The organism is Streptomyces gamaensis (assembly GCF_042656465.1).
Taxonomy (GTDB): Bacteria; Actinomycetota; Actinomycetes; order Streptomycetales; family Streptomycetaceae; genus Streptomyces; species Streptomyces gamaensis.
On the sequence record NZ_JBHSPB010000006.1, the window covers coordinates 324964 to 350933 of the forward strand.

At 70.4% G+C, this 25970-nt stretch carries 19 protein-coding genes and 1 pseudogene; 12 read left to right on the plus strand and 8 right to left on the minus strand.

The annotated features are described in order from the left end of the window. Positions 1–2 precede the first annotated feature (2 nt). Together ACFP1Z_RS12645 and ACFP1Z_RS12650 are read left to right on the plus strand one after the other, a co-directional pair. Positions 3–1502, plus strand: coding sequence for a peptide MFS transporter (locus tag ACFP1Z_RS12645; protein ID WP_390316223.1), 1500 nt, complete (start codon positions 3–5; stop codon positions 1500–1502). A 10-nt stretch (positions 1503–1512) separates the two neighbouring features. Further along, the gene (locus ACFP1Z_RS12650) at positions 1513–3537 is read left to right on the plus strand and encodes a CocE/NonD family hydrolase (RefSeq protein WP_390316224.1); all 2025 of its coding nucleotides are present in this window, start codon (positions 1513–1515) and stop codon (positions 3535–3537) included. An 85-nt stretch (positions 3538–3622) separates the two neighbouring features. On the opposite strand, the gene ACFP1Z_RS12655 is transcribed toward ACFP1Z_RS12650, so the two are convergent. Further along, complete coding sequence (locus ACFP1Z_RS12655) at positions 3623–5779, minus strand: XRE family transcriptional regulator (protein WP_390316225.1); 2157 nt, start codon at positions 5777–5779, stop codon at positions 3623–3625. A gap of 806 nt (positions 5780–6585) precedes the next feature. Between ACFP1Z_RS12655 and ACFP1Z_RS12660 the strand changes: the two are divergent. Beyond that, positions 6586–7323, plus strand: a pseudogene (locus ACFP1Z_RS12660) (IS256 family transposase); the annotation flags it as partial. Between the two features lie 257 nt (positions 7324–7580). Here ACFP1Z_RS12660 and ACFP1Z_RS12665 read toward each other — a convergent pair. Continuing rightward, complete coding sequence (locus ACFP1Z_RS12665; RefSeq protein WP_390316226.1) at positions 7581–8108, minus strand: DinB family protein; 528 nt, start codon at positions 8106–8108, stop codon at positions 7581–7583. Between the two features lie 107 nt (positions 8109–8215). Then, positions 8216–8854, minus strand: a complete 639-nt coding sequence (locus tag ACFP1Z_RS12670) for a MerR family transcriptional regulator (protein ID WP_390316227.1) — start codon at positions 8852–8854, stop codon at positions 8216–8218. A 92-nt stretch (positions 8855–8946) separates the two neighbouring features. Here ACFP1Z_RS12670 and ACFP1Z_RS12675 point away from each other — a divergent pair, with 92 nt between their 5' ends. Together ACFP1Z_RS12675 and ACFP1Z_RS12680 are read left to right on the plus strand one after the other, a co-directional pair. Next, a complete protein-coding gene (locus ACFP1Z_RS12675) occupies positions 8947–9429 on the plus strand; it encodes a DUF4188 domain-containing protein (protein ID WP_390316228.1) in 483 nt (160 codons plus the stop codon). A 639-nt stretch (positions 9430–10068) separates the two neighbouring features. Beyond that, complete coding sequence (locus ACFP1Z_RS12680; protein WP_390316229.1) at positions 10069–12267, plus strand: SdrD B-like domain-containing protein; 2199 nt, start codon at positions 10069–10071, stop codon at positions 12265–12267. A 54-nt stretch (positions 12268–12321) separates the two neighbouring features. Here ACFP1Z_RS12680 and ACFP1Z_RS12685 read toward each other — a convergent pair whose 3' ends face one another. Then, positions 12322–13533, minus strand: coding sequence for a Dyp-type peroxidase (locus ACFP1Z_RS12685; RefSeq protein ID WP_390316230.1), 1212 nt, complete (start codon positions 13531–13533; stop codon positions 12322–12324). A gap of 37 nt (positions 13534–13570) precedes the next feature. Here ACFP1Z_RS12685 and ACFP1Z_RS12690 point away from each other — a divergent pair, with 37 nt between their 5' ends. The 5 genes from ACFP1Z_RS12690 (at position 13571) to ACFP1Z_RS12710 (ending at position 18929) form a co-directional block, all read left to right on the plus strand. After that, positions 13571–14908, plus strand: coding sequence for a right-handed parallel beta-helix repeat-containing protein (locus tag ACFP1Z_RS12690; RefSeq protein WP_390316232.1), 1338 nt, complete (start codon positions 13571–13573; stop codon positions 14906–14908). After that, on the plus strand, positions 14905–15639 hold the full coding sequence (locus tag ACFP1Z_RS12695; RefSeq protein WP_390316233.1) for a hypothetical protein: 735 nt from the start codon (positions 14905–14907) through the stop codon (positions 15637–15639). Before ACFP1Z_RS12690 ends, ACFP1Z_RS12695 begins: the two co-directional genes overlap by 4 nt. 30 nt (positions 15640–15669) lie before the next feature. After that, complete coding sequence (locus ACFP1Z_RS12700; protein ID WP_390316234.1) at positions 15670–16830, plus strand: cysteine desulfurase family protein; 1161 nt, start codon at positions 15670–15672, stop codon at positions 16828–16830. Positions 16831–16982: 152 nt separating this feature from the next. Then, positions 16983–17903, plus strand: a complete 921-nt coding sequence (locus tag ACFP1Z_RS12705; RefSeq protein WP_390316235.1) for a hypothetical protein — start codon at positions 16983–16985, stop codon at positions 17901–17903. 66 nt (positions 17904–17969) lie between these two features. Next, a complete protein-coding gene (locus ACFP1Z_RS12710; protein ID WP_390316236.1) occupies positions 17970–18929 on the plus strand; it encodes a glycerophosphodiester phosphodiesterase family protein in 960 nt (319 codons plus the stop codon). Here ACFP1Z_RS12710 and ACFP1Z_RS12715 read toward each other — a convergent pair. The 4 genes from ACFP1Z_RS12715 to ACFP1Z_RS12730 all read right to left on the minus strand — a co-directional run bounded on the left by ACFP1Z_RS12715 (position 18894) and on the right by ACFP1Z_RS12730 (position 24251). After that, positions 18894–19844 (minus strand): hypothetical protein, encoded by a 951-nt coding sequence (locus ACFP1Z_RS12715; RefSeq protein WP_390316237.1) that lies wholly within the window; start codon positions 19842–19844, stop codon positions 18894–18896. The two genes, ACFP1Z_RS12710 and ACFP1Z_RS12715, sit on opposite strands and share 36 nt — an antisense overlap. 119 nt (positions 19845–19963) lie before the next feature. Then, positions 19964–20398, minus strand: coding sequence for a peptidase inhibitor family I36 protein (locus ACFP1Z_RS12720; RefSeq protein ID WP_390316238.1), 435 nt, complete (start codon positions 20396–20398; stop codon positions 19964–19966). Positions 20399–20691: 293 nt separating this feature from the next. Next, the gene (gene helR / locus ACFP1Z_RS12725) at positions 20692–22878 is read right to left on the minus strand and encodes an RNA polymerase recycling motor ATPase HelR (RefSeq protein ID WP_390316239.1); all 2187 of its coding nucleotides are present in this window, start codon (positions 22876–22878) and stop codon (positions 20692–20694) included. Between the two features lie 770 nt (positions 22879–23648). Then, entirely contained in the window at positions 23649–24251 is a 603-nt protein-coding gene (locus tag ACFP1Z_RS12730; protein WP_390316240.1) for a TetR/AcrR family transcriptional regulator, read from the minus strand. Positions 24252–24323: 72 nt separating this feature from the next. Here ACFP1Z_RS12730 and ACFP1Z_RS12735 point away from each other — a divergent pair, with 72 nt between their 5' ends. Next, positions 24324–25145 (plus strand): class I SAM-dependent methyltransferase, encoded by an 822-nt coding sequence (locus ACFP1Z_RS12735; RefSeq protein WP_390316241.1) that lies wholly within the window; start codon positions 24324–24326, stop codon positions 25143–25145. A gap of 110 nt (positions 25146–25255) precedes the next feature. Next, the gene (locus tag ACFP1Z_RS12740; RefSeq protein WP_390316242.1) at positions 25256–25738 is read left to right on the plus strand and encodes a nitroreductase family deazaflavin-dependent oxidoreductase; all 483 of its coding nucleotides are present in this window, start codon (positions 25256–25258) and stop codon (positions 25736–25738) included. Positions 25739–25970 lie beyond the last annotated feature (232 nt).

The window sequence follows — 25970 nt, forward strand, 5'->3', positions numbered from 1 at the left end:
TCATGGCCCAGCCCGTCGCCGAAGCCGTCCGCAAGGACGATCCGCCGGCCGGAAGACGCTCCTTCCTCGGCCAGCCCAAAGGACTCGGCATTCTGTCCGGTCTCGAAATATGGGAGCGGTTCTCCTTCCTGGGCATGCAGGCGATCCTGGTGCTGTACTTCGCCGACACCGTGGCCGCGGGGGGCCTCGGAATGGCGCCCGGCGAGGCGGCCTCCGTCACCGCGGGATACGGGACCCTCGTCTATCTGGTCTCCGTCGCCGGCGGCTGGCTCGCGGACCGGATCCTCGGCACGTACCGGGCGGTGCTGTGGGGCGGCGTCCTCATCGCCTGCGGGCACTACGCGATGGCCGTGCCGGCGAGCGCCGCGACCTGGGCCGGACTCGGACTGATCAGTGCCGGCACGGGGCTGCTGAAGCCCAATGTCTCCACGATGGTCGGGCAGCTCTACCGCCCCGAGGACCGCCGCCGCGACGCCGGTTTCGCCCTCTACTACATGGCCATCAACGTCGGCGCCTTCCTCGGCCCGCTGATCGCGGGCTGGCTCGGCCAGGGCAAGGGCTGGCACTGGGGCTTCTCGGCCGCCGCCGTCGGCATGACCCTGGGCCTGGCCCAGTACGTCGCAGGTCGCCGCAACCTGCCCGGCCGGGAAGGGGCGGGCGCCGGCGTTCTGCCCCGGCAGGCGCGGCGCCGGGCCGGAAGGCTGATCGGCGGCGGACTGCTCACGCTCGCGGCCGCCGCCGTGCTGCTCGGCAGCACGGGCCGACTGACCCTCGGACTCGTCGTCAACGCGCTCACCCTGATCGCGGCCGTCGCGCCGGCCGTCTACTTCACGGTGATGTTCAAGAGCCCGCGGGTCACCGCGGAGGAACGCGGCCGGCTGCGCCCGTACCTCGTACTGTTCGCCGCCTCCGTCGTCTTCAACATGATCCTGTTCCAGGCGTATTCGACGATGATGCTGCTCGCGACGAACAACACGGAGACGTCGATCCTGGGATTCGGCTTCCCCTCCTCCTGGTTCGCCTCCGCGCTCGGCGCGTTCGAGGTGGCACTGGCCCCGGCCGTCGCCGCCCTGTGGGTACGGCTCGGACGGCGCCAGCCGCACGCATCCAAGAAGATCGCGCTCGGTGTGCTCCTGGGCGGACTGTCCTTCCTGGCGATGGTGGCACCGACCCTCGGGCGCAGCGGCAGCGACTGGAAGATGGCCGCCTGGTGGGTCGTCCTGTCGTACCTGCTGCTCGGGCTCGGCGACGTGCTGCTCCAGACCACCGGCCTGTCCGCCAGCACCAGGCTCGCCCCGGCGTCCTTCGGCAGCCAGACCATGGCCGTGTGGTTCCTCTCGATGGCCCTGGCCAACGGCATCCAGGCCCAGACCGTCAAGCTCTACGGCAAGATCCCCGATCCCGCGTACTTCGGCCTCAACGGCACCGCCGCCGTCGTCGCCGGCCTGGCCGTACTGCTCGCCGGGCCCTGGCTCAAGCGCACCATGCACCCCGTCCACTGAAGGGCCGCCCGTGAAGATCCGCACCTCCTTCCCGTACGCGACCACCTGCGAGGACGTCCGCATCCCGCTCGCGGACGGCACCCGCCTGTACGCGCGCGTCTGGCGCCCCGTCACCGACCGGCCCGTACCCGCGCTGCTGGAGTACCTCCCCTACCGCCTCACCGACTGGACCGCGCCCCGCGACGCCCAGCGCCACCCCTGGTACGCCGGCCACGGATACGCCTCCGTCCGCGTCGACATCCGCGGCCACGGCAACAGCGAGGGCCGGCCGGGCGACGAGTACGACGCCACCGAACTCGCCGACGGCGTCGAAGTCGTCAACTGGCTTGCCGCACAACCCTGGTGCACAGGTGCAGTGGGTATGTTCGGCATCTCGTGGGGCGGCTTCAACGCCCTGCAGATCGCCGCCCTCGCCCCGGAACCGCTGAAGGCGGTCGTCACGGTCTGCTCCACCGACGACCGTTACGACAACGACGTGCACTACATGGGCGGATCGGTCCTCGGCGTCGACATGCACGCCTGGGCCGCGACCATGCTCGCCTTCACCTGCCGCCCGCCGGACCCCGCCCACCTCGGCGAGGAATGGCGCCCCTTGTGGCAGGAGCGGCTGGAAACGATCGATCCGCCGATCCACACCTGGCTCGCCCACCAGACCCGCGACGACCACTGGCGCCACGGCAGCGTCTGCGAGGACTACTCCGCCGTACGGGCCGCCGTCCTCGCCGTCGGCGGCTGGCACGACCCCTACCGGGACACCGTGCTGCGCCTCGTCGAGCACCTGCCCAGCCCGGCGGCCGGACTGATCGGCCCCTGGTCGCACCAGTACCCCGACCGCGGACTGCCGCCCGGCCCCGCCATCGGCTTCCTCCAGGAAACCCTGCGCTGGTGGGACCAGCACCTCAAGGGCGAGGACACCGGCATCATGACCGAGCCGAAGCTGCGTTCCTGGATCAGCGCCTCGCACCCGCCGGCCACCACCTACCCGGAACTGCCCGGCCGCTGGGTGTCCGACCCCGCCTGGCCGTCGCCGCACGTCACACCCGTCTCCTACGCCCTGCCCGGAGACCCCGTCGAGGTGGACTCACCGATGCACACCGGCGTGGACGCAGGCCGCTTCTTCCCCTTCGGCAACGACGCGGACCTGCCGCCGGACCAGCGCGAGGAGGACGCCAGGTCCGTCTGTTTCGACTTCCCCGTTCCGCAGGACGCGACCGTCGAGATCCTCGGCCGCCCGCGCGTACGGCTGCGGCTGCGCTCCCACGCCCCCCGCGGCCAGGTCGTCGCCCGCCTCTGCGACGTCGCACCGGACGGCTCGTCCACCCTCGTCACCCGCGGCGCGCTCAACCTCACCGCCCGGCACGGCCGCGACCGCATCGCACCATGGCCCGAACGGGCAGTGGAGGACGTGGAGTTCGAACTCAACGCCATCGGCCACGCCTTCCCTCCCGGCCACCGCGTCCGCCTCGCCGTCTCCTCCGCCTACTGGCCGTGGATCTGGCCCCAGCCGGGCTCCGCGGGATTCTCCCTGCATCCGGACGGCAGCGCATTGGAATTCCCGGTCCGCACCACGACCGGTGACGCGGCCACCGAAGCGACCACGGACGCGGTCACCGCCGCGATCACCTTCGCCGAGCCCGAACAAGCCGCCCCGCTCGGCGTCGTCTTCCCCGACCAGGAGCAACTGCGCCCGGAACGCCGGGTCGTACGCGACGTCGCCGCCGGCACCTGGACCCTGGAGGTCGATCCGCGCTACGGCGGCACCCGCGTCTACCCCGACGGACTGGAGTTCACCGAGGACGCGCTGGAGACCTACACCATCCAGGAACGCGACCCGCTGTCCGCCCGGACCCGATCCGACTGGAGGATCCGCCTGCACAGGCCCGACCTCGACTGGGACGTCACGATCGAGACGCGCTCGGAGATCCGGGCCGACGCCGAGGACTTCATCACCTCGAACGAAGTGACGTGCCGGGAGGGCGACAAGACCGTCTTCCACCGGACCTGGGACCGACGCATTCCGCGCACGGCGGGGTGATACCCGGAGGGAGGACGAGGCCGAGCGCTGTGTGAGGCAGTAAGTGGACGAGGGAGCCGCGATGCGCGCACGAGCCGCCGGTACGTCATGTGCAGTTGCGCCATCTGCCCCACGCACCGTCGCCGGGACTTTCGCTGCACCAGTACGAGTTGCTGTGTGCCACCCACACCTCGACCATGCGCCTGGACCCGTTCTTCTCCTGGTACACGCCTGTGATGTCGTCGGCCCATCCGTTGTGCGGCATCGGCTGCCAGCCTCCGCTGCCGGGCCACGCGTGCCAGATCGTGCGCTTGGCGGCGACGGCGAAGCTCTCTTTCCACGGTGCGTCCATGACGTGCGAGCCCTCGCTGAAAGTGCCCTGGTAGCCGTAGCGGGTCACCGTGTACGAGGTGGCCGAGGACGGCTGGGCGTCGGACGCGCCCGCCGCCACCCGCACGAAGTCCGTGGGCCGGTTGCCGCGCTGCCCGTCCGCGGGGTCGAGCCGGGCGATGCCGAAGGCACCGAGGGCGATACAGGACAGGGCCGTCAGGCAGCTGAGCAGTACCCGCAGCCGCCGCGCGCGTCGGCGTTTTCCGCGCTGATCGGCGGCTTCGTGCTCGGCCCCGGCGTCGAGGAAGGCCTGCACGGCAGGGCCCAGGCCCGCACGGTGGACAGGGGCGTCGGCCCATTCACGGGCGGCGGCCAGGCGGGTGCCCCGGTACAGCAGTTCCTTGTCCCTCCCGTCCCGCTCCCACGTCTCCGCGGCTTCGAGGACCAACTGGCGGGTGCGCAGACCGGCCCGGTCCTCGTCGATCCACGCCCGCAGCCGTGGCCAGGCCTCCAGAAGAGCCTCATGGGCCAGTTCCACATGCCCGGCATGCCCGGCTGCTCCGACGGTGAGCAGCCGGGCTCCTGCGAACGCCTCCAGTACCTCCGCTGTTGCCTGCGGGTCCGCTTCACGTGCCAGCAGCCGTTGCCGCTCCATGCGATGACTCGTCTCGCCGGTGTCGCCGATGCGCACCAGGTGGAGCAGCAGTCGCCGGGCCACTGGTTGCCGTGCTGGAGGCAGCGCGGTGTACACGTGCTCAGCGGTGGCCGCAACGGCCCCTGATATTCCGCCGGTTGTCCGGTATCCGGCGACGGCCAGGGTCTTTCCCTCGCGCTGTTGCCAGGTCGCGAGCAGGGCATGGGAGACGAGCGGCAGTACGCCGGGGCGCGCGGTTGCGTCGTGGGGGCCGTCCGTGACCGCGCCGGCGTCGCGGAGCAGGATCTCCACGAGTCCTGGTTCCACTTCAAGGCCGGCTTCTTCGGCCGGTTTTGTGATCGCGTCGCGCAGTTGCGCCGTGGTCATGGGCCCCAGGGGGACGTGGCCGTACCGCGCGGCTGCCAGCAGTCCTGGATGTGCCAGGCACTGCCCGTAGAAGTCGGCCCGGATGCCCAGCACGACCAGTCCGGCCGGCGGACCAGGATTGTGCGCGGGCTCGTGAGCCGTGGCAAGGGCGTGCAGTGCCTGAATGAACGAGCTTCGCTCGTCCTCGCTCTCGCAGAGCGTGAAGGATTCCTCGAACTGATCCACCACGAGCACCGCACGCGGAGCTCCCGAACCCGGCTTCCCGGCCGGGGCGGGATCCGCAGGAGACCGGCCTGCGACCGCATATTCCCGTACGGCACTGGCGAAAGACTCCGGTGACTGTTGCAGCGCCTGGGCGAGCAGGGGCCGCGAAGCCCCGGATGCCTCGGAAACGCGGGAGAGGAGTTCCTCGACCGGGTGCTCGCCCGGAGTGAGCAGTACCACGGGCCAGTTCGCGCACTCGGGCCTCGGCAGTACGCCCTGCGCCAGGGCCGGCAGGAGACCGGCACGGAGCAGTGAGGACTTGCCTGCCCCTGACGGAGCGACGAGCATCAGCAGGCCGGGGGACTCCGACTCCAGGTGTTCTCCGAGGAGGGAGACGAGGGCGGCGGTGTCGCGCTCACGGCCGAAGAACCAGCGAGCGTCGTCGGGCCCGTACGCGGACAGGCCCCGGTACGGACACTCCTCCAGCGGCTCGCCGTTGTTCTGGTCCTGGCTGTCGTTGTCTTCCAGGACCACACGCTCCAGCAGTCCTTCCGTCTTCAGCGCGTCGTCGCAGGCTCGTGCCACTGCCAAGGTCAGGGGCTTTTCTCCGTTCTCGACCTTGCTCAGGTATCCCTTGGTGTAGAAGGTCAGTCCGGCGAGCTTGGCCAAGGAGATGCCGCGCTCTTGCCGCAGGGAGCGCAAACGCACGCCGGGAGCAGACCGCACGAGCGGGAACAGCCCTGCGGAATCACGGTGATTGTTCAGTACGTTGCCCACGGATACGGCTGCCTTTCCCCGCATCGCCAGGCCGGGGCCGACTGCACGTCACACGCGAACAGCGGTCTCGCCGGGCGATGCCGATGACGTTGACGAGGGTGGTGGACGGCCTGTCAGGATCCTTCCAGCAGGGTCGGCCGGGCTCAACTGCGACTTCAGGCCGCCGCACAGGCGGTGGGTTACGGGGCACGCACGTTGTCGCAGGTCGTCGGCGGTTTCCCGGCCCACTCCCGGCGGAGGAAACGGGAAACGCCTTGGACGGCCGCTCTCGCTCACCCACCATCTGGAAGTGCTGGTAGTGCGTCCCTCGGGCCGGGGACCAGTGCAGCAGTACGGGGGTGTGCTGCGCCAGTTCCCGGCCAGGAATCGCCCGGAGAACGACCGGGCCACGACCAGCTCACGGCCAGTCCACGACCAGCGGGCCGCGTTCACTGTCATGAGCGGTCCGTTCCTTTTACGGGGAGAAAGCAGGCGTGTTGAGCATTCCATTCGCAGGAATCTCCGGCGGCTCGCCGGATTCCCGCGCTGACGTCGGCGACGGCTTGTCCGAACAGGCCGTGTCGCGCATCCATGTCCACCGCGCGGGAGTCTCCGAGGTGTTGCGCCATCACAGCTGCTGCCGCCCGTCCTATGGCCGGCAGGATTCCATGCTGGTGGCCGGGACGAACCGTCAGGTCGGGCTGTTCACCGGTCATCGGGGCTGTCAAGTACCGCCGGTACACGCCTTCCCCACCACGGACGGGCCGCAGCTGACCGGGGAAGCCGGCCCGCTCCAGCAGCTCACGCGGCGCGTACTGGAGTCCGCCCTGGAGGGCGAGATCACCGACCACCTCGGCTACGAGAAGTACGAGTCGGCGGGCCGGCACAGCGGCAACAGCCGGAACGGCACCCGGGCCAAGACCCTGCTGACCGACGTCGGCCCCGTCGGCGTCAAGGTGCCCCGGGACACGGCCGGCACGTTCGAGCCGCGGATCGTCAGGAAGCGGCGGCGCCGCCTCACCGGGGTGCACGAGATGGTGCTCCGGTTGTCGGCGAAGGGACTGACCCGCGGGGAGATCTCCGCCCAACTGGCCGAGGTCTACGGCGCCGAGGTGCCCCAGCAGACCATCTCCACCGTCACGGACAAGGTGATGGCGGGCATGGCCGAATGGCAGTCACGGCCGCTCGACCGCGTCTACCCGGTCGTCTTCGTGGACGCCATCAACGTACGGACCCGCGACGGCCGGGCCGCCAACCGCCCCATTCACGTCGCCCTGGCCGTGACCGTCGAAGGCACCCGTGACATCCTCGGGATCTGGGCCGGCCACGGCGGCGGGGGCACCGAGCACTGGCTTGAGGTCTTCACCGAACTCCGCGACCGCGGCGTCGAGAACATCCTCATGTTCGTCTGCGACGGGCTCAAGGGCCTGCCTGCCGCGGCCGAGTCCGTCTGGCCGGGCACAGTGGTGCGAGCGTGCATCTATGTCGCCCGCCAGGTCCCCTTCCCGCCCTTGGGCGTCGAGACCGGCAAGGTGAACGGCACGACGAACGCGATGGGTTGAGCGTGGCTGCTGAACTGACCGGAGAGTGTGTATGGCGTGATCGGACAGGTACGCACGAACGAAAGCCGCCCCTTCCGGGGATGCCCGGGGCACGGCCGGCAACTCCGCCCGGGGGTGGTGCCGCCACGCTCTCGCGCGGGACGTCGAGTTCCCTCCCGCAGGGGATGTCGGCTGGTCACGGCTGGCCCCCGTCAGAGCCCCGTCGTGCCGTCGATGCGTTCGCGGAGCAGGTCTGCGTGGCCGTTGTGGCGCGCGTACTCCTCGGTCAGGTGGATGAGGATCCAGCGCAGCGAGACCTCCTCGCTGCCCAGAAACGCGGCGTTCTGTTCCGCCAGGTGTCCGGAGTCGTCCAGGGAGCGGCCGGCGATGGCCTCCCGGCTGCGCTCGACCTCCGCCCGCCAGGCGGCGAGCGCCTCGTCCAGCCCCTGGTCCGGGTCGAGGGCGAAGCCGAAGTCCGCTTCGGGCCCGTAACGCAGTGGTTCCTCGTGACCGGCGAACACGCCCTGGAACCAGTGGTGTTCGACACCCTCCATGTGCCGGACGAGGCCCAGCAGGGTGATCCGTGACGGCTCCGCGGCAGCCGTACGGGCCTGAGCGTCGTCGAGACCGGAGCACTTGAGGGCCAGGGTGGCGCGGTGGAAGTCCAGCCAGCCTTCCAGCATGGTCCGTTCGTCGGCGTGCGGGGGCGGTACCGGCCGCCCGTCGGGTGTCATGGGCATGTGGGCCAGCCTGACACGGTCCGTCGCCCGACGGCAGCCCCCTCCGGGAGCCCCGTGCCGGGCCGGACGCGGCCCTCTCCTCCCGGCCGACCACGTTGCGCAGAGGGCTAGCGCCCCGCGAACCGACGGGCCGATTCCTGGATGTGGGCCAGTCTGCGCAGGCTGAGCAGTACCGGTTCGTACAGCACGGTCAGCGCGACGGCCGCCTCGATCTGTCCGGCGGCCGTGGGCTGTTCCTGCACCGTGTCCAGGTCGGTGACGGCGAGTTGGGCGGCGAGGCGGCCGTACGGCAGCAGGTGTGCGGTGTCGCAGGGGTAGCCGAGGCGGACGAGTGCGGCGACGGAGGTGACCAGGGTGCCGAGGGCGGGGCAGGGCTCGTCGCGCATGCCGTGCCAGCCCAGTTGCTCCAGCAGCGCGTGCACCGAGCGGCGCGCCGTTCTGGTCGCCTCGTCGTCCTCGGCGGGTCCCGGGTCGTGCGGCAGCGCCCGGGTGGCCGCGCCGAGCCGCACATGGTGGTCCAGTGAGGTGTCCTCCGCGGCGGAGATCACCTCGCGCGCGACGGCCACCGGCACTTTGCCGATCTGGATCAGTGCCCGTACCAGCCGTAGTCGGCGCAGGTGTTCCTCGCCGTACGCGGCCTGGGTGGCGGTGACCCGGTGGCCGGGCTGGAGCAGCCCTTCCCGCAGGTAGTACTTGATCGTCGGGGTGGACACCCCGCTGCGCTCGCTCAGTTCGGCCAGTCGCATCCTCTTGCACCCTCCTTCGGATACTGGCACTATCCAAGCATGGATAGTGGCGCTATCCAATGAGTGGGAGCAGCCGGAACGGGGAGCGCGACATGGGTAAGGCACCGATAGCGGAGCGGGTCACGGCGGCGGCCGAGGGGGATGTGGTGGTCTTCCTCATCGGCATGCGGATCAACCGGTGGCGGTCGGTGCGCCACTGGCTGCCCGCCTTCACGGCCATGCCGCGCATGCTCAAGGAACTCGCGCGCGAGGAGGGCGCCGGGATGCTCGGATGCCGGGTGTACACGGCCGGACCGCGCACCTACACGGTCGTCCAGTACTGGGAGTCGCGCGCGAAGCTGCTCGCCTACGCCTCGGCCCCGGACCGGCAGCACCGGCCCGCCTGGGCGGCGTTCAACCGCCGTGCGCGGAGCGGCGCGGGGAGTGTCGGCATCTGGCACGAGACGTACATCGTGCCGGCGGGCTCGTACGAGGCGATCTACCACGGCATGCCGCCGACCGGGCTCGGTGCGGCCCATGGGGTGGAGCCCGTCGGGCGGCGGGGCGAGCGGGCCGCGGAACGGCTCGCGGGCTAGCGAGGGCCTCTCCGGCGGAGCTTCGCGGATTCCCCGAGTTCCGGGTCGGGGCTGGGGCCGTCTTGGCGTCTGCTCCGGTGGCCGGTGCGGGACGCGGCCGCCGGAAGTCCGGTGCGCCGGGCGTGCGGAGGCGGGATCCCCAGGTCGTCCCGCGCGGGCCTGACCTTCGGGCGGCGGTCAAAGCCGTGTGCACCGTGTCGGCCACTGCCTCGGCTTCGGGCGGCCGGCCGTGCGATAGCGGTGCAGCTGTCTGCCGCCTGTCATATCCGTTGCCGGGCCGATGAGTTGGGAATCGGCTTCGAGTTCGCCGACACGCAGATGCCTGTTCCTCGGCCCGCTCTGTGCGATGGATTCGGCCAATCGGTACTGGCTGGATAAGCCCGGATGAGTTGCAGGGATGCGGTGTACCTGACATTCTGATGCGCCGCCGGAGAAGTTGATCATGGGAGCCGTCCCGTCCCGGACACTGTGTGCTGCCGCCAACAGCGCCATGTCTGCGCGCAGTTTCATTTTCCGTATCCGGCGCCACTGACGCGTATCGCGAAGACGGCAACCCATCACCAGAGAAAGGAATTCGGGCATGTTATGTGCTCCGACTCCGCACGCCTTTCTGCCCGCAGGCGAAAGAGGGTTCTCACGATGAAGAGAACCGCGAGGAACGCTTTGCGGGCCGGGCTCGGCGCCACGCTGACCCTGCTCGCCTCGGTCGCACCGGCGAACGCCTTCGCCGCCGGGCCGGGCAAGCTGACCGTCAGCGTCATCCGTGACGTGGACGCCGACGGCCTGTACACCCCGGCCCGCGAGCTGGGTGTCGCCGGGGTCAGGGTGCGGGTCACCGACATCGACGAGAACTCCTTCACGGTGACCACGAAGGCGGACGGGACCGTCGAGGTGCCCACCGCGGGCACCACGGGTCAGTTCCGGCTGCAACTGCTCCCCGACACCCTGCCGGACTACCTCCAGCCGGCCTTCGCGGGCAAGGACCTCTCCTCCAGCATCGCTGTCGTCAACGTGGCCAAGGAGTCGCAGACGGTGCGGTTCGGGGTGTGGAATCCCGCGGACTACTGCCAGGTCAACGCGGATCTGACGACCACCTGCCAGCAGGCGCAGGTCAAGGTGGACGGCTCGCGCAGCCTGGTGACGTTCAACAACGACTGGCGCGGCAACAGCAACGCCGGTGCGCCCCAGCCCAAGACCCTGGCGGCCAAGGGGGACACGGGCACCACCTACGGGCTGGCCTACGACAAGAAGCAGCGGCGCATCTTCCAGGGCGCGTACGCCAAGCGCGGCACCACCTACGGTCCGGGCGGGTCGGGAGCCATCTATGTGACCCCGCGCGACGGCGGTGCGACGACCGAGTTCACCAAGCTGGACGCGGGCAGCACCAAGCACAACCCGGCCGACAACGCCCGCTACGACGGGGACTTCATCAAGGCCGTCGGCAAGGAGGGGCTCGGAGACATCGACATCTCCGAGAAGGGCGACGAGCTGTACGTGGTCGACATGAAGGACCGCAAGCTCTACACCTTCGACGCCACCAAGAGCACCGCGGACGCGCCGAAGAACAGCATCGCCATTCCCGACCCCGGCTGCACCAACCCGGACGACTGGCGCCCGATGGGCCTGGGCGTGCGCGACGGGATCGTGTACGTGGGCGGGGTGTGCTCGGCCCAGTCCACCCAGAAGGCCGACGATCTGCGAGCCGTGGTGTGGACGTACGACCCCAGGGCGCGCGCGTTCTCCGACAAGCCGGTGCTGAACCAGAAACTGGACCGGAAGCGCGGGCAGATGGCCAATGGCCAATCGGCGACGTGGACGCCCTGGACTCCCGACGACCCGAACCAGTACCCGGCGTCCGTGAACGGCACCCCCGCGCGCCCGCAGCCGATGCTCAGCGACATCGCCATCGAGGCCAACGGCGACCTCGCCCTGGGCTTCCGGGACCGCCAGGGCGACCTGGGCGGCTACCAGATGGTCAACCCCAACCCGGCGCATCCCACCGTCGACACCACGGTGACGGCCGGGGACATCAACAAGGTGTGCCGCACGGCGACCGGTACGTTCGTGTGGGAGGGCACCGACGGCTGCCCGGCCCACAAGGCCCAGAGCGGCGACAAGTTCTACACCGGCGACAACTGGGGCAGCCACGACTACCGGGCCCAGGGTGCGCTCGCCCTCTCCCAGCGCGAGGGCAAGATCGCCAGCACCTACATGGACCCCGCGCACCAGGCCAACTCCGGTGGTGTGAACTGGCACGACCGTGTCAGCGGTGCCGCGGACGCGGACGGCTACGGCATCCAGTACCTGTCCAACCCCGTCCAGGACCCGAACAGCGGCGGCTTCGCCAAGGCGAACGGCCTGGGTGACCTGGAGTACCTGTGCGACCAGCCGCCGGTCCAGATCGGCAACCGCGTGTGGTACGACCCGGAGCCCGGCACCCAGAACGCCGACGAGACCTCCGGAATCCCCGGCGTCACCGTCACCCTGCTGTCCGAGGACGGCAAGACCCTGGCCACGAAGAAGACCGACGCCAAGGGCGAGTACTACTTCAGCTCGCTCGACGTGCCCGCGCTGACCGCGCACGGCAAGTACAAGGTGCGGTTCGACAAGAGCACCGCGGACCTGAGCACCGTGCCCATCCGCGGGAACAACCGCGATATTTCCAAGCTGCGTTGGACCGAGCCCTATGTGGACGATGCCAGCGGCAACTCGGAGATCGACTCCAAGGCGACGTACGACAAGAACTCCGACACCACGGCCGAGACCGCCGTCTTCTCGGTCGGTGACTGGGGTTCGGTGAAACACAACCTGGACGCGGGAATGTACTACACCCGCTGAACCGGCCCCGGACCACGGCGGTGCGCCCCCTGAGGGGGCGCACCGCTCCCGGGCTCAGGTGCCGAACAAGGCGGATCCCAGCGGACGTTGTGCGTCGAATCCCGGCAGGACCAGGAAGGTTCCGGAGGCCGTGGCCGTGGTGAAGGCCATCAGGTCGTCCCCCTCGTCGAGCCGTTGCTGGGTGGCGACGAACGTACGGAGTTCGCGTTGGAAGCTGATGAAGACCAGACCGGCGTCCTCCGGCCCGTTGCGGTAGCTGTAGCTGCGGCGCAGCATCAGTCCGCTGCCGGAGGTGAGCGGGTTGGCCCGGCGTGCGTGCGCCATGGGCGGCACCAGGTACCGGCCGTCGGGCGTCTTGGCGCCGAGATCGACCTCGGCCTCGGCGTCACCGCCGCTCAGCGGTGCCCCGTCCGCACGTCTGCGGCCGATGGCCTCCTCCTGGCGGCGGACGGGCTGGGCGAGGAAGCGGTCGGTGTCGATGCGCAGCCGTCGCACCACGGCGACCGTGCCGCCGGTCACCGGCTCCGGGCCGTCCAGCCACACCTCGCGCCGCATCTGCTCGGGCCCCTTGGGCACGATGATCCCGTCGGGGAAGCCGAGCAGATTGCGCCCGGCGTGCGGCCCGGCCGGGGGACGGAAACCCCGCTGGGACCACCGCACTTGTGCTCCCGCACCGGCCAGAACGGCACTGCAGGCCGCTTCCGCGCAGCTGACCACGAGCGGGTCGGAACCGCAGACCTGCAGCAGCACGTCGCCGTCGCGCGCGGCGTCAGGGATCTGCTCGCGGGCGAAACGCGGCAGTTGCGCGGCACCGGGCAGGTCGGACCGTACGCCCGGGACGCCGGCGACGAGGGCGGGGCCGACGCCGACGGTCACGGTCACATCGCCCGGGGCGAGCCCGGCCATCTGCTGGTGCCGACCACCGGTCACCTCGCCTATGGTGCGCCCGAGTTCGGCCAGCAGGCGTGCCACCGCGCTCGGTTCCCGCTCGCTGCCGAGGTCGAACACCGCAAGTCCGAGATGTTCCTGGGGAGTTCCGGGACGGTCGACTCCCGCCTGGACGGGGCCGGTTGCCCCGACGGGCGCAGCGGAGTCCTGCGGTGCCGTGGGCGATGCCGGTACGGAGGAGAGGTCTTGGGAGCGGCAAGCCGTCAGGGTGGCCGCCGCTGCCAGTGCGCCTCCCATGAGCAGGCCCCTGCGCGGTATGCCAGTTAATTGATTCATTACGCCATTTTGACATTTTTTGATCGCATTTGTCACAAGCATCCAGAGATGCCGACCCAGGGACCGACGAAGGGGAACCGTGAACCGAAGCCGCAATCCACTCCTCATCTGCCTGCTCACCGCACTCCTCGCCGCAGCGGGCTGCGCCCCGGCGGGCGAGGCGGAGAACGCCGCCGACCACCCGCGGACCATCCGGGTGCCGCAGGACGCCCGCACGATCGGCGCGGCCGTCGAACGCGCCCGGCCCGGCGACATGGTGCTGATCTCTCCCGGCACCTACCACGAGACCGTCCGCGTCCCCACCGACCGCATCGTGCTGCGCGGCACCGACCGCAACCGCGTCGTCATCGACGGCCAGGGAAAACGGCACAACGGCATCGTGGTGACCGGCTCGGGCGTGGCGGTGGAGAACCTCACCGTCCGCGACCACCTGCTCAACGGCGTCCTGGTCACCGGCATGGCCTCCCAGGACGGCCAGGGCCTGGCCCGCGGCAGCAACGGCTACGAGCGCCTGGACCCCAAGGAGTTCCCGCCGCTCGACGGCTTCCGCGTGAGCTACGTGACCTCCGCACGCAACGGCCTGTACGGCATCTACGCCTTCAACGCCCAGAACGGCCTCCTGGACCACAACCACACCTCCGGCGGCGCCGATTCGGGCCTGTACGTGGGACAGTGCAAGCCGTGCAACGTCGTGGTCACCGACAACGTCGCCGAGTACAACGCCGTCGGCTACGAAGGCACCAACGCCAGCGAGAACATGTGGGTGCTGCGCAACCGCTTCACCCACAACCGCGTCGGAATGACCGTCGACTCCGACTACCTGGAGGCATTCGTCCCCCAGCACAACTCGGTCGTGGCGGGCAACCTGATCGCGGACAACGCCGAACCGCAGACCCCCCAGCAGGCCGACGGCGGCTTCGGCATCGGGATCGGCATAGCCGGCGGCCAGCACAACATCGTGCGCAACAACCGGATCGAGAACAACCCGCGCGCCGGGCTGGTCCTGATGTCCTCCGAGGACGTGCCCCCGATCGGCAACACCATCGACTCCAACGCCTTCGGCGGCAATGCCCTCGACGTCGCCCACGCCGCCTCCGGACGGGCCCCGGGCCGGGGCAACTGCCTCAAGGACAACACCCTGTCCACCACGGCCCCCGAGCAACTCGCCACGCAGTACCGTTGCCCGGTCGCCGCCGACGGTCCGGTCATGGAGTCCGTCGCACCGCCCACCACACCCGCCGCACCCGCCGGGATCCCCTTCCGTACGGTGCCCGAGCCCCCGGCCCAGCCGCAGCTGCCCGGCGGAGCCGACGCCCCCGTACGCGACGCCACGCATCTGCCGGGGACCGTCGACGCGGACAACGTCCCGGTACCCGGACGCGACCTGCTCGCCGAGCACACCCGGGGTGCCCGGTGATACGGCGACGCGCACTTCTCGGCGCCGGAGCGGCCGGCCTGGCCCTCGTCCTCACCGCGTGCGCGGGCGACGAGCGCCCCGCGACCGGCCCGCGCCCGCTGACCGTGGACGAGGCCGAGCTGCTGTCCACCGTCCGCTTCCTCAACCACCAGCGCACCCGCAGCATCGTCCGCGCCACCATCCCCGCTGCCGGCCGCACCCTCAAGCTCGACGGCCGTGTCGACTGGTCCGCGCACTCCGGATACGCACAGGTCCACGTCCCCGACCGGCAAGAGAACACACTGGTGCGCTGGGACCTCGGCACCGCCTCCACCCGCCCCGCCGAAAGGGCCGAACTGCCTGATCCACCACCGCCCTCCGGCTGGCAGCAGCGTCCCCTCGATCCCCGCACCGACCCGGTCGACGCCGTCCTGCTGCTGGTACTCGGCCTGAGCGCGGACCGGCCCGAGAACGCCCAACTCCTGCGCCAGGGCGGCGCGAGCCGACTGGGCGAGGAGAACATCGACGGCACACCCGTCACGGTGTTCTCCGGCCCCCGTCCCCCCGACAGCACCGGGTCCGCACAGGACGCGGCCCCCTCCGAGCGCCGCACCCGCTACTGGGTCGACGCCGACGGACGACTGTGCCGCTTCGCCGCCCTCGTCACCGGCGGCAAGTGGGCCACCGTCGACTTCCCCCAGGGCGACGCCGCGCCGGTACCGACCGTCAACCCCCCTGAAGGATCGGGGTAAATCCGTGCCCGGGGAAGGCATCATCAGGCCATGGACGCACACCCCGGACTGCAGGACGGCCCCATCTACCTCGACTACAACGGCACCACCCCGGTCGATCCCCGGGTGGCCGAGGCGATGTGGCCGTACCTGACGGAATCGTTCGGAAACCCCTCAAGCGACCACGCCTACGCCGAAGCGCCGACGAGAGCACTGGAGGAGGCCCGCGAGCACGTGGCCGCTCTCATCGGCGCGCGGGCCGGGGAGATCGTGTTCACCGGCTCCGGCTCCGAAGCCGACAACCTCGCCCTGCGCGGTGCCGTCCTGGCCGCCCAGGCCACCCGGCGGCACGTGATCACGCAGGTCACGGAACACCCCGCCGTCCTGGAAACTTGCCGGGCACTGGAGCGCCTGCACGGCGTGGAGGTGACCTACCTGCCGGTCGACGGCGACGGCCTCGTCGCCCCTTCGGCACTGGCCGCCGCCCTCACCGAGCACACGGCGCTGGTCTCGGTCATGGCCGCCAACAACGAGACCGGAGCCCTCCAGCCGGTCACCGAACTCGCCCGCGTGACCCGCGCCCACGGCGCGCTCTTCCACTGCGACGCCGCACAGGCCGCCGGCAAGATCCCTCTCGACGTGCGCGAACTGGACGTGGACCTGCTGACCCTCGTCGGCCACAAGATGTACGCGCCCAAGGGCGTCGCCGCCCTGTACGTACGTCCCGGAGTCCCCCTCGAACCACTGGTCCACGGCGGCGGCCAGGAACGCGGCCTGCGCGCCGGAACCGAGAACGTGGCCCTCGCCGTCGCCCTCGGTACGGCCGCCCGGCTCGCCGCCCACGACCTCGCCCACGGCGCGCCCGGCCGCCTCGCCGCTCTGCGCGACCGCCTCCACAGGCGGCTCGCCGAGGCCCTGCCGGACCGCGTCCACCTCAACGGGCCTGCCCGGAACCGGCTGCCCAACACCCTGAACGTCAGCATCGACGGCACGGTGGGCCACGAAGTCCTCGCGGCCGCCCCGCGGATCGCGGCCTCCACCGGATCGGCCTGCCACAGCGGTCACCACACGCCCTCGCCCGTCCTGACCGCGATGGGCCTGGACCGCGCCCGCAGCCTCGCGGCCGTACGCCTGTCACTCGGCCGCTGGACCACCCCGGCCGAGGTCGACCGGGCGGCCGATCTCCTCAGCGCCGCCGTCGATTCCGTCTGACGCCGCGCTGTCGGCATCCTCTCCAGCCGATATGTGTCCTGGATCACCTCGCCGCCGGGTTGTCGGCGGCACATGCGGACGAATAGCTTCCGGATACCCATTGCGACTTCTTTGCCATTGCCGAAGGGCGGGCCCTGCCGATGAACCTGCCGATGAGCATCCACGTGGAGGACGGCCGCGACCCCGACACGGAAGTCCGCCTGACCGAGGAGCTGTTCGCCGGACTGCCGGTGCCCGTGCCCGACCTGACACACGACGACGGGGAACGCCCCGAGTGGATCGTGGTCGCCAGACGGCCTGACGGCGCTCTGCTCGGATGGGCGCAGGTGTATGTCCGGCAGGAGGGCGCGGCAGAGGTGCACGTCCAGTGGGTGGTCGTCTCCCGTGAGCGGGAACGCATCGTCCATGGCCGCAACAACACCCGCGAGGTGGCACCGGAGGAGAAGGCCGTCGTGACGCACCTCCTGCGCACCGCCGCCGACGCCGCCAGGGCCGCCGGACACACCGCGCTGGAGTGGGACGACCCCGAACGCCACCTCGACGCCCCGTCCGCGGCGGAGCTCGGAGCCGCACCCGCCCAGGAACTCAGCCGCCGCTGGACGCTGACCCCGCTGGCCGGATGGACCCCTCCGGCCGGGCTTTCCGACGTCCGCGCCCGGCCGGTGCCGTCGTCCCCCGACGCCGAACTGCTCACGGCATACGCGGACTTCTTCACCGACGTCACCGGGCAGCCGTACACCCCCGAGGATGTCGCCGAGCTGCTCCAGGACGTCGCCTCGCTCCCGTATGCGGCACTGGACCTCCTCACCCCGGACGGGCGGCCGTCCGCCCAGATCATCGCGGTGATCGAGAAGGACGTGGCGCAGGCCGACGCGATCGTCCACCGCGGGGAGGCGACGGCCGGGCAACTGGCCGGACTCCTGGCCTCACTCGTCACCCGGCTGCGCCAGGAGCACACGGGCGTCACCACCCTGGAGGTCCAGGACCTCGGTGACCCGGTCGTCGCGGAGGCGTTGACCCTCATGGGCCTGGAGATCACCGACCACTGGCAGCGGTACCGACTTCCGCTCTGAGCAGCACGGCCGTGACCCGCCCATCCCGAATCGTCGCCCATCCCGAATCGTCGGCAGGAGCTCATCATGACGTCCCGCAGATTCTTCCTCAGCGGTGCAGCCGTGGCCCTGGTCTGCGCTGTCCCCGCACTGACGGCCAGTACCTCGGTCCCGGACCGGCCGGTCCGGGCCGGCACGGCGCAGGAGCGGTCCCAGCCGGCGATCATCGCGCACCGCGCGGGAACGGGCGATGCCCCGGAGAACACCCTGGAGGCCATTGAACGGTCCCTGGCGGCCGGGGCGGACGGCGAGTGGCTGAGCGTGCAGGCCACCAAGGACGGGGTGCCGGTGCTGTACCGGCCCACGGACCTGTCCGCGCTGACCGACGGTTCAGGGGCGGTCGCCGACAAGACCCTGGACGAGCTGGCCGGGCTGAACGCCGGGTACAACTTCAAGGGCCCGGACGGTTCGTACCCCTACCGCTCGCGCCCCGTCCCCATTCCCACACTCCAGGCCGCACTGGATGCCATCCCCGAGGGCAAGCAGGTGTACCTCGACCTGAAGCAGGCCCCGGCCCGGCACGTGGTCGACGCCGTCACGCGCGTGCTGGACGAGCGGAAGGCGTGGGGGAGGGTCAGGCTGTACTCCACGGACGCCGAGGTGACCCGGCTGCTGTCCGCCGTGCCGGGGGCGCAGGTCGCCGAGTCCAGGGACGCCACCCGTCAGCGCCTGGCCGAAGTCGCCCTGGAACACGCCTGCAAGAGCACGCCCGACTCCCGCTCCTCCTGGGCGGGTTTCGAGCTCAAACGGCAGATGACGCTCCAGGAGAAGTTCACGCTCGGTACCGGCGACTCCCCGGTCACCGCGCAACTGTGGACCCGCGAGTCCGTCAGCTGCTTCCGCTCCGCACCCGACCGCCGCGACCGCCTGCCGATCGTGATGTTCGCGGTCAACACCCCCGCGGACCTGGCCACCGCCACGAAGCTGGGCGCCAGCGCCGTCCTGGTCGACTCACCGAACGCCATGGTGCCGGCCGCCCGCCGCTGAAACTCTGCCCTCGGGCCGGCTCACGCCGGGGTGGCTCTCTGCCGTCGGCGTGAGGTGCCGGGCGGTAGCGAGGGCCCGTTCCCGGAGAGCGTGCAACTGGCCGAGTTCTGCGTGCCATTTGTCTCCCAGCACGTTCTTCTTGGCGTCGTGCTGGGCCTGCTCTGCGAGCGACGGCAGCCGGACTTGCTGCTGGCAGTCGGCATCGTGAACGGCTTGACTGCGCAGTTCGTCGTTGAGCCTGGCGGTCGCCTTCTTGTCGTTCCTCACGCGTTCCAGTGCGTCCATCGCGTCAGGGATGACCGATCCGAGGGCGGTGACCGGGAACTGCGCTGTGCGCATACACGTCGCCCATTGGCGTTCGGCCTTCTTGAACCGTTCGTCGTTTCTCACCTTGTTGACGACGTCACCGGTGAGTGTTTCGAAGGTGTGCAGGAGAGGCTTCCAGTCCTCGCCGTAGAGCTCTTTCTGGGCCGAGTAGAAGCACCCGTCGGTTCGTACCGCCAGTTCACCCCCCTCGGGCAAGGGGATGTTCCGCTGGTACTTCTCGGTGCCGAGGAGCGCCGATCGCTGCCGGCCCGTCAGCCGCTGGCCGGCCTCCGGCGAGGGACCTCCGGCAGTGGGCAGCGGGTAGCCGCGCGATTCCGCCTGGGGACGTGACAGAAGGCCATAGGGGTTCTCAGGCGCCGAGGGGCTCCAGCCCTGCGGGGTGCGATAGTCCACCCCTTTCTGCCGCATGCACTGCTCGACCAGCCGGTCCTCCGCCCGGCGCAGCGACGTCTGCTCAGCCTGTGAGAAGACGATCTCCGGGAACGGCGTCGGCCCGCTGCCCTCGTGCACGGGGCGGGGCGCCTCATGCCCGGTCCGGACGGCATTGCAGGCGCCAACTCCCGTGCCGATGGCCACTGCTGCGGCCACGACGGCCGCTGTCCTGCGTGCAGGAAACATCTCTTGCCTTCCAGGAGAACCGGGAGACCGGGAGACCGGGAGACCGGGAGACGAGCGCGCACCGGTCGCCCGGTGCGCGCCATCGACGGTCAGCCGCACCACCTGTTGCTCTGAACACCTGTGGTCCGGTACTCGGGAATGTTGTTGAGGTTCGGGTAGCCGTCTCCCCGGGCGAGGCTGTGCTTCACACCGCCGTAGTTCGGCTGGGAGAACAGGTAAACGCCGCAGCGCGTACCGTTGTTGAAGAGGGACTGCACGTGGCGGAACTTCGGGTACTTCCTCAGGTCGGTGTTGTTGTCCTTGACCGGCCCGGCCCCTCCGCCGTAGTTGTTCTGCGGGTAGGCGCACAGGTACTGGCGCGGGCAGTCGCCCGGAGCAGCCTGCGTCGAGGCTGCCGACGTCCGCGGGGCGGACTGGCCGGCCTCTGCGGCGGGGGCGGCAACGGCGAGGCCGGTGCCGAGGGCCACCGCGGCGGTGGCGAGAGTGAGGGGTGTGCGGAAGTTCATGAGCTTGTTGCCTTCCATCGTGCTCGGAGTCTCAGAGTCTCGGAGTGTCGGTGTCTCGAACTGAGTGCTTCGGCGGACCGGTGCGCTGTGACCGCGGTGGTCCGCCCTTGCTCCAGAGATTCCAGCGCCTGGCTGTTTGATTAGCAGCCCGTCTCCGTGCTGCTAATCAACTTCGGTTGCGCCTGGTGGAGCCGTCGGTGGAAGGCGACGCGGATGTCCGGTTGTTCGGCAGCCTGTCTCCGTGCCCGTGGACAAAGTCCGGTGGCCGGGCCGGCGTGGGGGCCGCCTCGCCGCCGTGCATCGGCCAGGGGTCAAGGGCTGGTGAGGATGACGAGTTGCCGGGTTGCCCGGGTCATGGCGACGTAGCGGTCGACTGCTCCTTGAACGCCTGTGCCGAACTTCTCCGGGTCGACGAGGACGACCAGGTCGAATTCGAGCCCCTTCGCCAGCTCCGGGGTCAGCGACCGGACACGGGACGTCGCCCGGAACGCGGGATCGCCGATGACGCAGGCGGTCCCTTCGGTATGGGCGGCGAGCCAGGCGTCGAGGATCGGGTGCAGGTCCGCAGTGGATCCGTGGACGACGGGGAGACCGTTGCTGCGGATGGAAGTCGGCACGTTGGCGTCCGGGAGCACGGCCCGGACGACCGGCTCGGCTTCCGCCATGATTTCCTGCGGCGTCCGGTAGTTGATGCTCAGGGAGGCCAGATTGATCCGGTCGAGCCCGATCCGCTCCAGCCGTTCCTGCCACGATTCGGTGAATCCGTGCCTGGCCTGGGCACGGTCCCCGACGATGGTGAAGCTGCGGGACGGGCACCGGAGGAGCAGCATCTGCCATTCCGCGTCGGTGAGTTCCTGCGCCTCGTCCACGACGATGTGTGCGAACGGGCCGGCGAGCAGGTCGGGTTCGGCATCGGGTATCGCGTCCTCGTCGACCAGAGTGTTCTGCATGTCCTGCCCGCGCAGCATCGTCATGATCATGCCTTGCCAGTAGTCGTCGGTCCTGAGCAGGTTCTCGGTGACCTGGGCCCGGTACTCGCGTTCGGCGGCGGCGGAGGCCTCGTGCCGACGCTTGCGACGGGCCGCCTCCGGGTCGCCGAGCCGCTGCCGTGCCGCGTCCAGGAGCGGCAGGTCGGAGACCGTCCAGGCCCGGGCGTCCGCGCGCTGGAGCTTGCGGACCTCGTCAGGACCGAGCCAGGGAGCGCACAACCGCAGGTACGCCGGTACCGACCACAGGTCGGCGACGAGGTCGGCCGCTTCGATCAGAGGCCACGCACGGCCGAGGGCCGCGTTCAGCTCCTCGTCCTGCCGCAGCGCCCTGCGGAACTGCTCGGGCGGGACGTCGCCCTCGTACTCGTCGGTGTACTCGTCGGTGCACTTGTCGGTGTACTTGTCGGTCAGGATGGCGACCAGCTTCTCCCAGATCTGCTCGCGCGCCTCATTGTGCGGAGTTCCTGGTTCCGGTGCTTCGAAGGCCTCGGCCCAGTCGTCGGCGCTCAGCCGGAGGTCGGACCAGTCGACCGTGACTGTCGTTGCCCCGGCGGGCGGCTCCTCGTAGAACCTGACGGCGGTCTCGATCGCCTTCACCATGTCCGCGGACGACTTCAGACGGGCCACCTCCGGGTCGGCCTCGACCGTCGCCGAGGCCCCCTCGGCGACAAGGTCCCGCAGGACGCATGTCTGCACACCCTCCTCGCCGAGGCTCGGGAGGACGTCGGAGACGTAGGCGAGGTAGGGCCGGTGCGGACCGACGAACAGCACGCCGCCCCGGCGGTGACCGAGGTGCGGGTCGGAGTGGAGGAGGTAGGCGGAGCGGTGCAGGGCGACGACGGTCTTCCCCGTACCCGGGCCGCCGTCGACGACGAGGGCGCCGCGGGATCCCGCGCGGATGACAGCGTCCTGGTCGGCCTGGATGGTGGCGAGTACGTCCCGCATCCGCGGTGACCGTTCGCTGCCCAGACTGGCGATGAAGGCGGACTGGTCGTCGAGCGCGGCGTGCCCTTCGAGACCGTCGGCGGTGAACACCTCGTCCCAGTAGTCGCTGATCCGGCCGCGGGTCCAGCGGTACCTCCGGCGACTCACCAGCCCCATCGGGTTGCCATGGGTCGCCGCGAAGAACGGCTCGGCCGCCGGGGAGCGCCAGTCGACCAGCAGCCGGCGGCCCTCGCTGTCGGTGAGGCCCAGCCGACCGACGTACACGGGCTCGGAGCCGTCCGCGCGGACCATGCGCCCGAGACACAGGTCCAGGCCGAAGCGGCGCAGAGCACGCAGCCGAGCGCTCAGCCGGTGGACCTCGATGTCCCGGTCCATCGCCTGCTGGCCCGTGCCGCCGGGCGCCTTGAGCTCGGCGTCGAGGCGGCCCGACAGTTCGGCGATCGTCAGCTCCAGGTTCTCCGCGACAGCCGCGAACTGCTGCTCGTCGCGGGCGATCAGCATCGGGTCGGTCTTGGCGGAGAGGTGATCGGGAAGTTGGAAAGCACTGCTGGTCAGGGGGTTCATGGCGTCAGCTCCGCTCTCGGCTGATCGTGTCGGGCACAGCTGCGCGGCTGCCGTCGTTCCGTCGGCGCGGATCGCGGCGGCCACGGCGGCTGCTCGTGCGCGGGTCTCGGGGGCCGTCGCCCGGTAGGGGGTGGTTCGTCGCCCGGGGTCTGCCTACCCGGGGTGCACCGGCCCGGCCGGGAGCGGGCCCGTTGCCGGACGCGGCCGGCGACCGGGTCCCCGCAACAACACACGCACTTCGCGCCCCCCGCTTTCCACGGCTTTCTGGATTTCTGGCTCTCTGGTTTTCTGGCTTCGGGCGGCGATTCTGCGGCACGAGGGGGGCCTTGCCGCAAGCCCCCCAATGCGTTATATGTTGAGAGTGGCAAGGAGTAGACGACTCCTTGCCTTTTCCTTTTGGCAACCGCTGCGGACGCTACGGACTTCGCGCAGCGCCCGAGGGATTTGCGGGATGCGGTCAGTCCGCCGGACATGATGCCGGGGCCGTTGGGCTCGCCCTCCCGGGGTGCGGACCGCGTCTGACCCCGGAGCGGACGGGCGCCTTCAATGAGGAACTGGCGGACGACCTTGCCGCCGGCCGCCGACATCCGGAATGGATGTGGGTCGCCCTCCGCGGTGACCGCCTGCTCGCCAGGGCCGCCTGGTGGAGCCGACCGGCCAACAACGCAATTTCGAGCGTGAGATCAACATGACCTGGAGCTGATCGCGTACGGGGCGAGGGCTCCGCAGACGGTGCCCCCGTCCCCCGCCCCCAGCAAGGCACACCGACTTCAGCGTGACCGCCGTTGTACGACGTCGGCGAGCACCGTGGTCACCAGCTTGTTGACGGCTGCCGCGGTCGGTGGCTCGGAGTCGCGGTCTGCGAACAGGAGATGCCCGCCTCCGACCACGGAGAGGGCGAGCGAGTCGATGTCGGCGTCGGCCGCGATACGGCCCCTTGCGCGCTCGTCGGCCAGGTAGTCCGAGACCGCGGTCGTCACCTGGGCGAGGATCGCCATGCCGCCTCCGGGCCTGGCTTGCCGCAGCCGCGCGCGCAACCCGTCCCGGAAAGTGATGAGCGGGATGATCGCCACCGGAACCGGTCCGAACAGGGTGGTCAGCGCGCCGGTGACGTTGTCGGCCACGGTGCCGGTGCCGACGGCCTCGCGCAGCGCCTGCGCTTGCGCGTTGAGCTGTGCGGCCCGGTCGAGCACGAGCTCGGTGAGGAACGCGTCGAAGTCGGTGAAGTGCCGGTGCAGCACGCCTTTGGCGCAGCCCGCCTCGTCGGTGACGGCCCGGCTGGTCAGCCCGTTCGGGCCGTCCCGCAGCAGCACGCGTTCGGCGGCGTCGAACAACTGCTGCCGCGCGTCGCGAAGATGCACCCCGGTCGGCATGCACACATCCTCTCGTGCACCAGGCTCCTGGCATCCCTAGGTATGTGGGCGCTTGCCCACTACAGTGAACGCATGCCCACTCTTCCGCGAGAGCAACCCGAGCCGGCGCAGCCGCATCAGGCTCGGCAGACGGCCGAATCGTTCGGCACGGATGCACAACGCTACGACCGGGCCCGACCGGGCTACCCCCATGACCTGGTGGCGCGCATCGTCGCCGGAAGCCCGGGGCCTGACGTGCTCGATGTCGGCTGCGGCACCGGCATCGCGGCCCGTCAGTTCCAGGCCGCCGGCTGCGCCGTGCTCGGCATCGAGCCGGACGCGCGGATGGCCGACCTCGCGCAAGCCCGCGGCCTGCGGGTGGAGTTGGCGACCTTCGAAGCCTGGGAGCCGGCTGGCCGAACGTTCGACGCATTGGTCGCCGCCCAGTCGTGGCACTGGGTGGACCCGGTCGCCGGCGCCGTGAAAGCGGCCCAAGTGCTGCGTCCGAACGGGCGCTTGGCGATCTTCGGGCACGTATTTGAACCACCCGCCGAGGTGGCCGAGCCGTTCGCGGCTGCTTACCGCCAGGTGGCGCCCGACTCCCCGTTCAGCAATCAGCCGGCGCGACGTCCGCTGGAGATGTACAAGGCGGGGTACGCGAAAATCGCTGACAAGATCCGCGAGACCGGGCAGTTCAACGACCCGGAACAGTGGCGATTCGACTGGGAGCAGTCCTGCACGCGCGACCAGTGGCTGGACCTCCTCCCCACTACCGGCGGCCTCACCCGACTCCGTCCCGACCAACTGACCCGGATACTGGGAGCGGTTGGCCATGCCATCGACGCTCTGGGCGGCCGCTTCACGATGCACTACACCACTCTGGCGACCACCGCTGTACGCGCCGGCGCCCCTTGATCCGCGGGCGCTGCCCACGGGCACCCCGCAGAAGTGGCGGTCTCCCCTTCGCGCGAGGATTGTGCTGGACTGTCCCGGCACAATCCGTACACGACGATGGGGTGAAGGCGATGCCTCTTGAGGGCGAGTACGAGCCGAGTCCGGCGCAGTGGGTGCGCGAACAGGTCGAGCTGTACGAGAGTTCGGGTGGCACGCAGGGCACGACGCTCTGGGAGACGGGCCTGCCGGTCGTCATTGTCACGATGCGCGGCGCGAAGAGCGGCAAGATCCGCAAGATTCCGCTGATGCGCGTGGAGCACGAGGGGCGGTACGCGGCGGTGGCCTCGAAGGGCGGCTTCCCGCGCCACCCGGTCTGGTACTTCAACCTCAAGGCCAACCCGCAGGTGGTTCTCCAGGACGGCCCCGAACGCCAGGGCATGACGGCCCGTGAGCTCACCGGTGAGGAGAGGGCCCAGTGGTGGCAGCGTGCGGTCGCCGCGTATCCGCCGTACGCCGAATACCAGGAGAAGACCGACCGCGTGATCCCGGTCTTCGTACTCGAACCCGAGCACCTGGCCGGGCCGGCGAAGGCCCCGGCGCCGACGGAGAATTGAGCTTCGGCCCCCACTCGCCCGGTGTGCCGGGGCCCGGGACAGGGCAAGGGGGTCGGCCACCGGGCGGTCACGACGGCGGTGACGGAGCCGACGCTGATCAGCGCCGCGGCCCGGCCGTCCCGGTGATCATCCCGCACAGCACCGGGTGGCACGGGCCGACGTTCAGCACTGTGGCCGTCTGCCGTGATTGGCACCCTTCATACGGGCCTTCTTTTTCTTGCGGCGCCGTTTC

What these genes read in the sequence shown, in the direction of transcription:
- ACFP1Z_RS12700 (WP_390316234.1), top strand. Translation starts at nt 15,670, where the DNA reads ATGGACGCACACCCCGGACTGCAGGACGGCCCCATCTACCTCGACTAC.
- ACFP1Z_RS12705 (WP_390316235.1), top strand. Translation starts at nt 16,983, where the DNA reads ATGAGCATCCACGTGGAGGACGGCCGCGACCCCGACACGGAAGTCCGC.
- ACFP1Z_RS12645 (WP_390316223.1), top strand. Translation starts at nt 3, where the DNA reads ATGGCCCAGCCCGTCGCCGAAGCCGTCCGCAAGGACGATCCGCCGGCC.
- ACFP1Z_RS12680 (WP_390316229.1), top strand. Translation starts at nt 10,069, where the DNA reads ATGAAGAGAACCGCGAGGAACGCTTTGCGGGCCGGGCTCGGCGCCACG.
- ACFP1Z_RS12710 (WP_390316236.1), top strand. Translation starts at nt 17,970, where the DNA reads ATGACGTCCCGCAGATTCTTCCTCAGCGGTGCAGCCGTGGCCCTGGTC.
- ACFP1Z_RS12740 (WP_390316242.1), top strand. Translation starts at nt 25,256, where the DNA reads ATGCCTCTTGAGGGCGAGTACGAGCCGAGTCCGGCGCAGTGGGTGCGC.
- ACFP1Z_RS12720 (WP_390316238.1), bottom strand. Translation starts at nt 20,398, where the DNA reads ATGGAAGGCAACAAGCTCATGAACTTCCGCACACCCCTCACTCTCGCC.
- ACFP1Z_RS12730 (WP_390316240.1), bottom strand. Translation starts at nt 24,251, where the DNA reads ATGCCGACCGGGGTGCATCTTCGCGACGCGCGGCAGCAGTTGTTCGAC.
- ACFP1Z_RS12665 (WP_390316226.1), bottom strand. Translation starts at nt 8,108, where the DNA reads ATGCCCATGACACCCGACGGGCGGCCGGTACCGCCCCCGCACGCCGAC.
- helR (WP_390316239.1), bottom strand. Translation starts at nt 22,878, where the DNA reads ATGAACCCCCTGACCAGCAGTGCTTTCCAACTTCCCGATCACCTCTCC.
- ACFP1Z_RS12670 (WP_390316227.1), bottom strand. Translation starts at nt 8,854, where the DNA reads ATGCGACTGGCCGAACTGAGCGAGCGCAGCGGGGTGTCCACCCCGACG.
- ACFP1Z_RS12685 (WP_390316230.1), bottom strand. Translation starts at nt 13,533, where the DNA reads ATGCTTGTGACAAATGCGATCAAAAAATGTCAAAATGGCGTAATGAAT.
- ACFP1Z_RS12735 (WP_390316241.1), top strand. Translation starts at nt 24,324, where the DNA reads ATGCCCACTCTTCCGCGAGAGCAACCCGAGCCGGCGCAGCCGCATCAG.
- ACFP1Z_RS12675 (WP_390316228.1), top strand. Translation starts at nt 8,947, where the DNA reads ATGGGTAAGGCACCGATAGCGGAGCGGGTCACGGCGGCGGCCGAGGGG.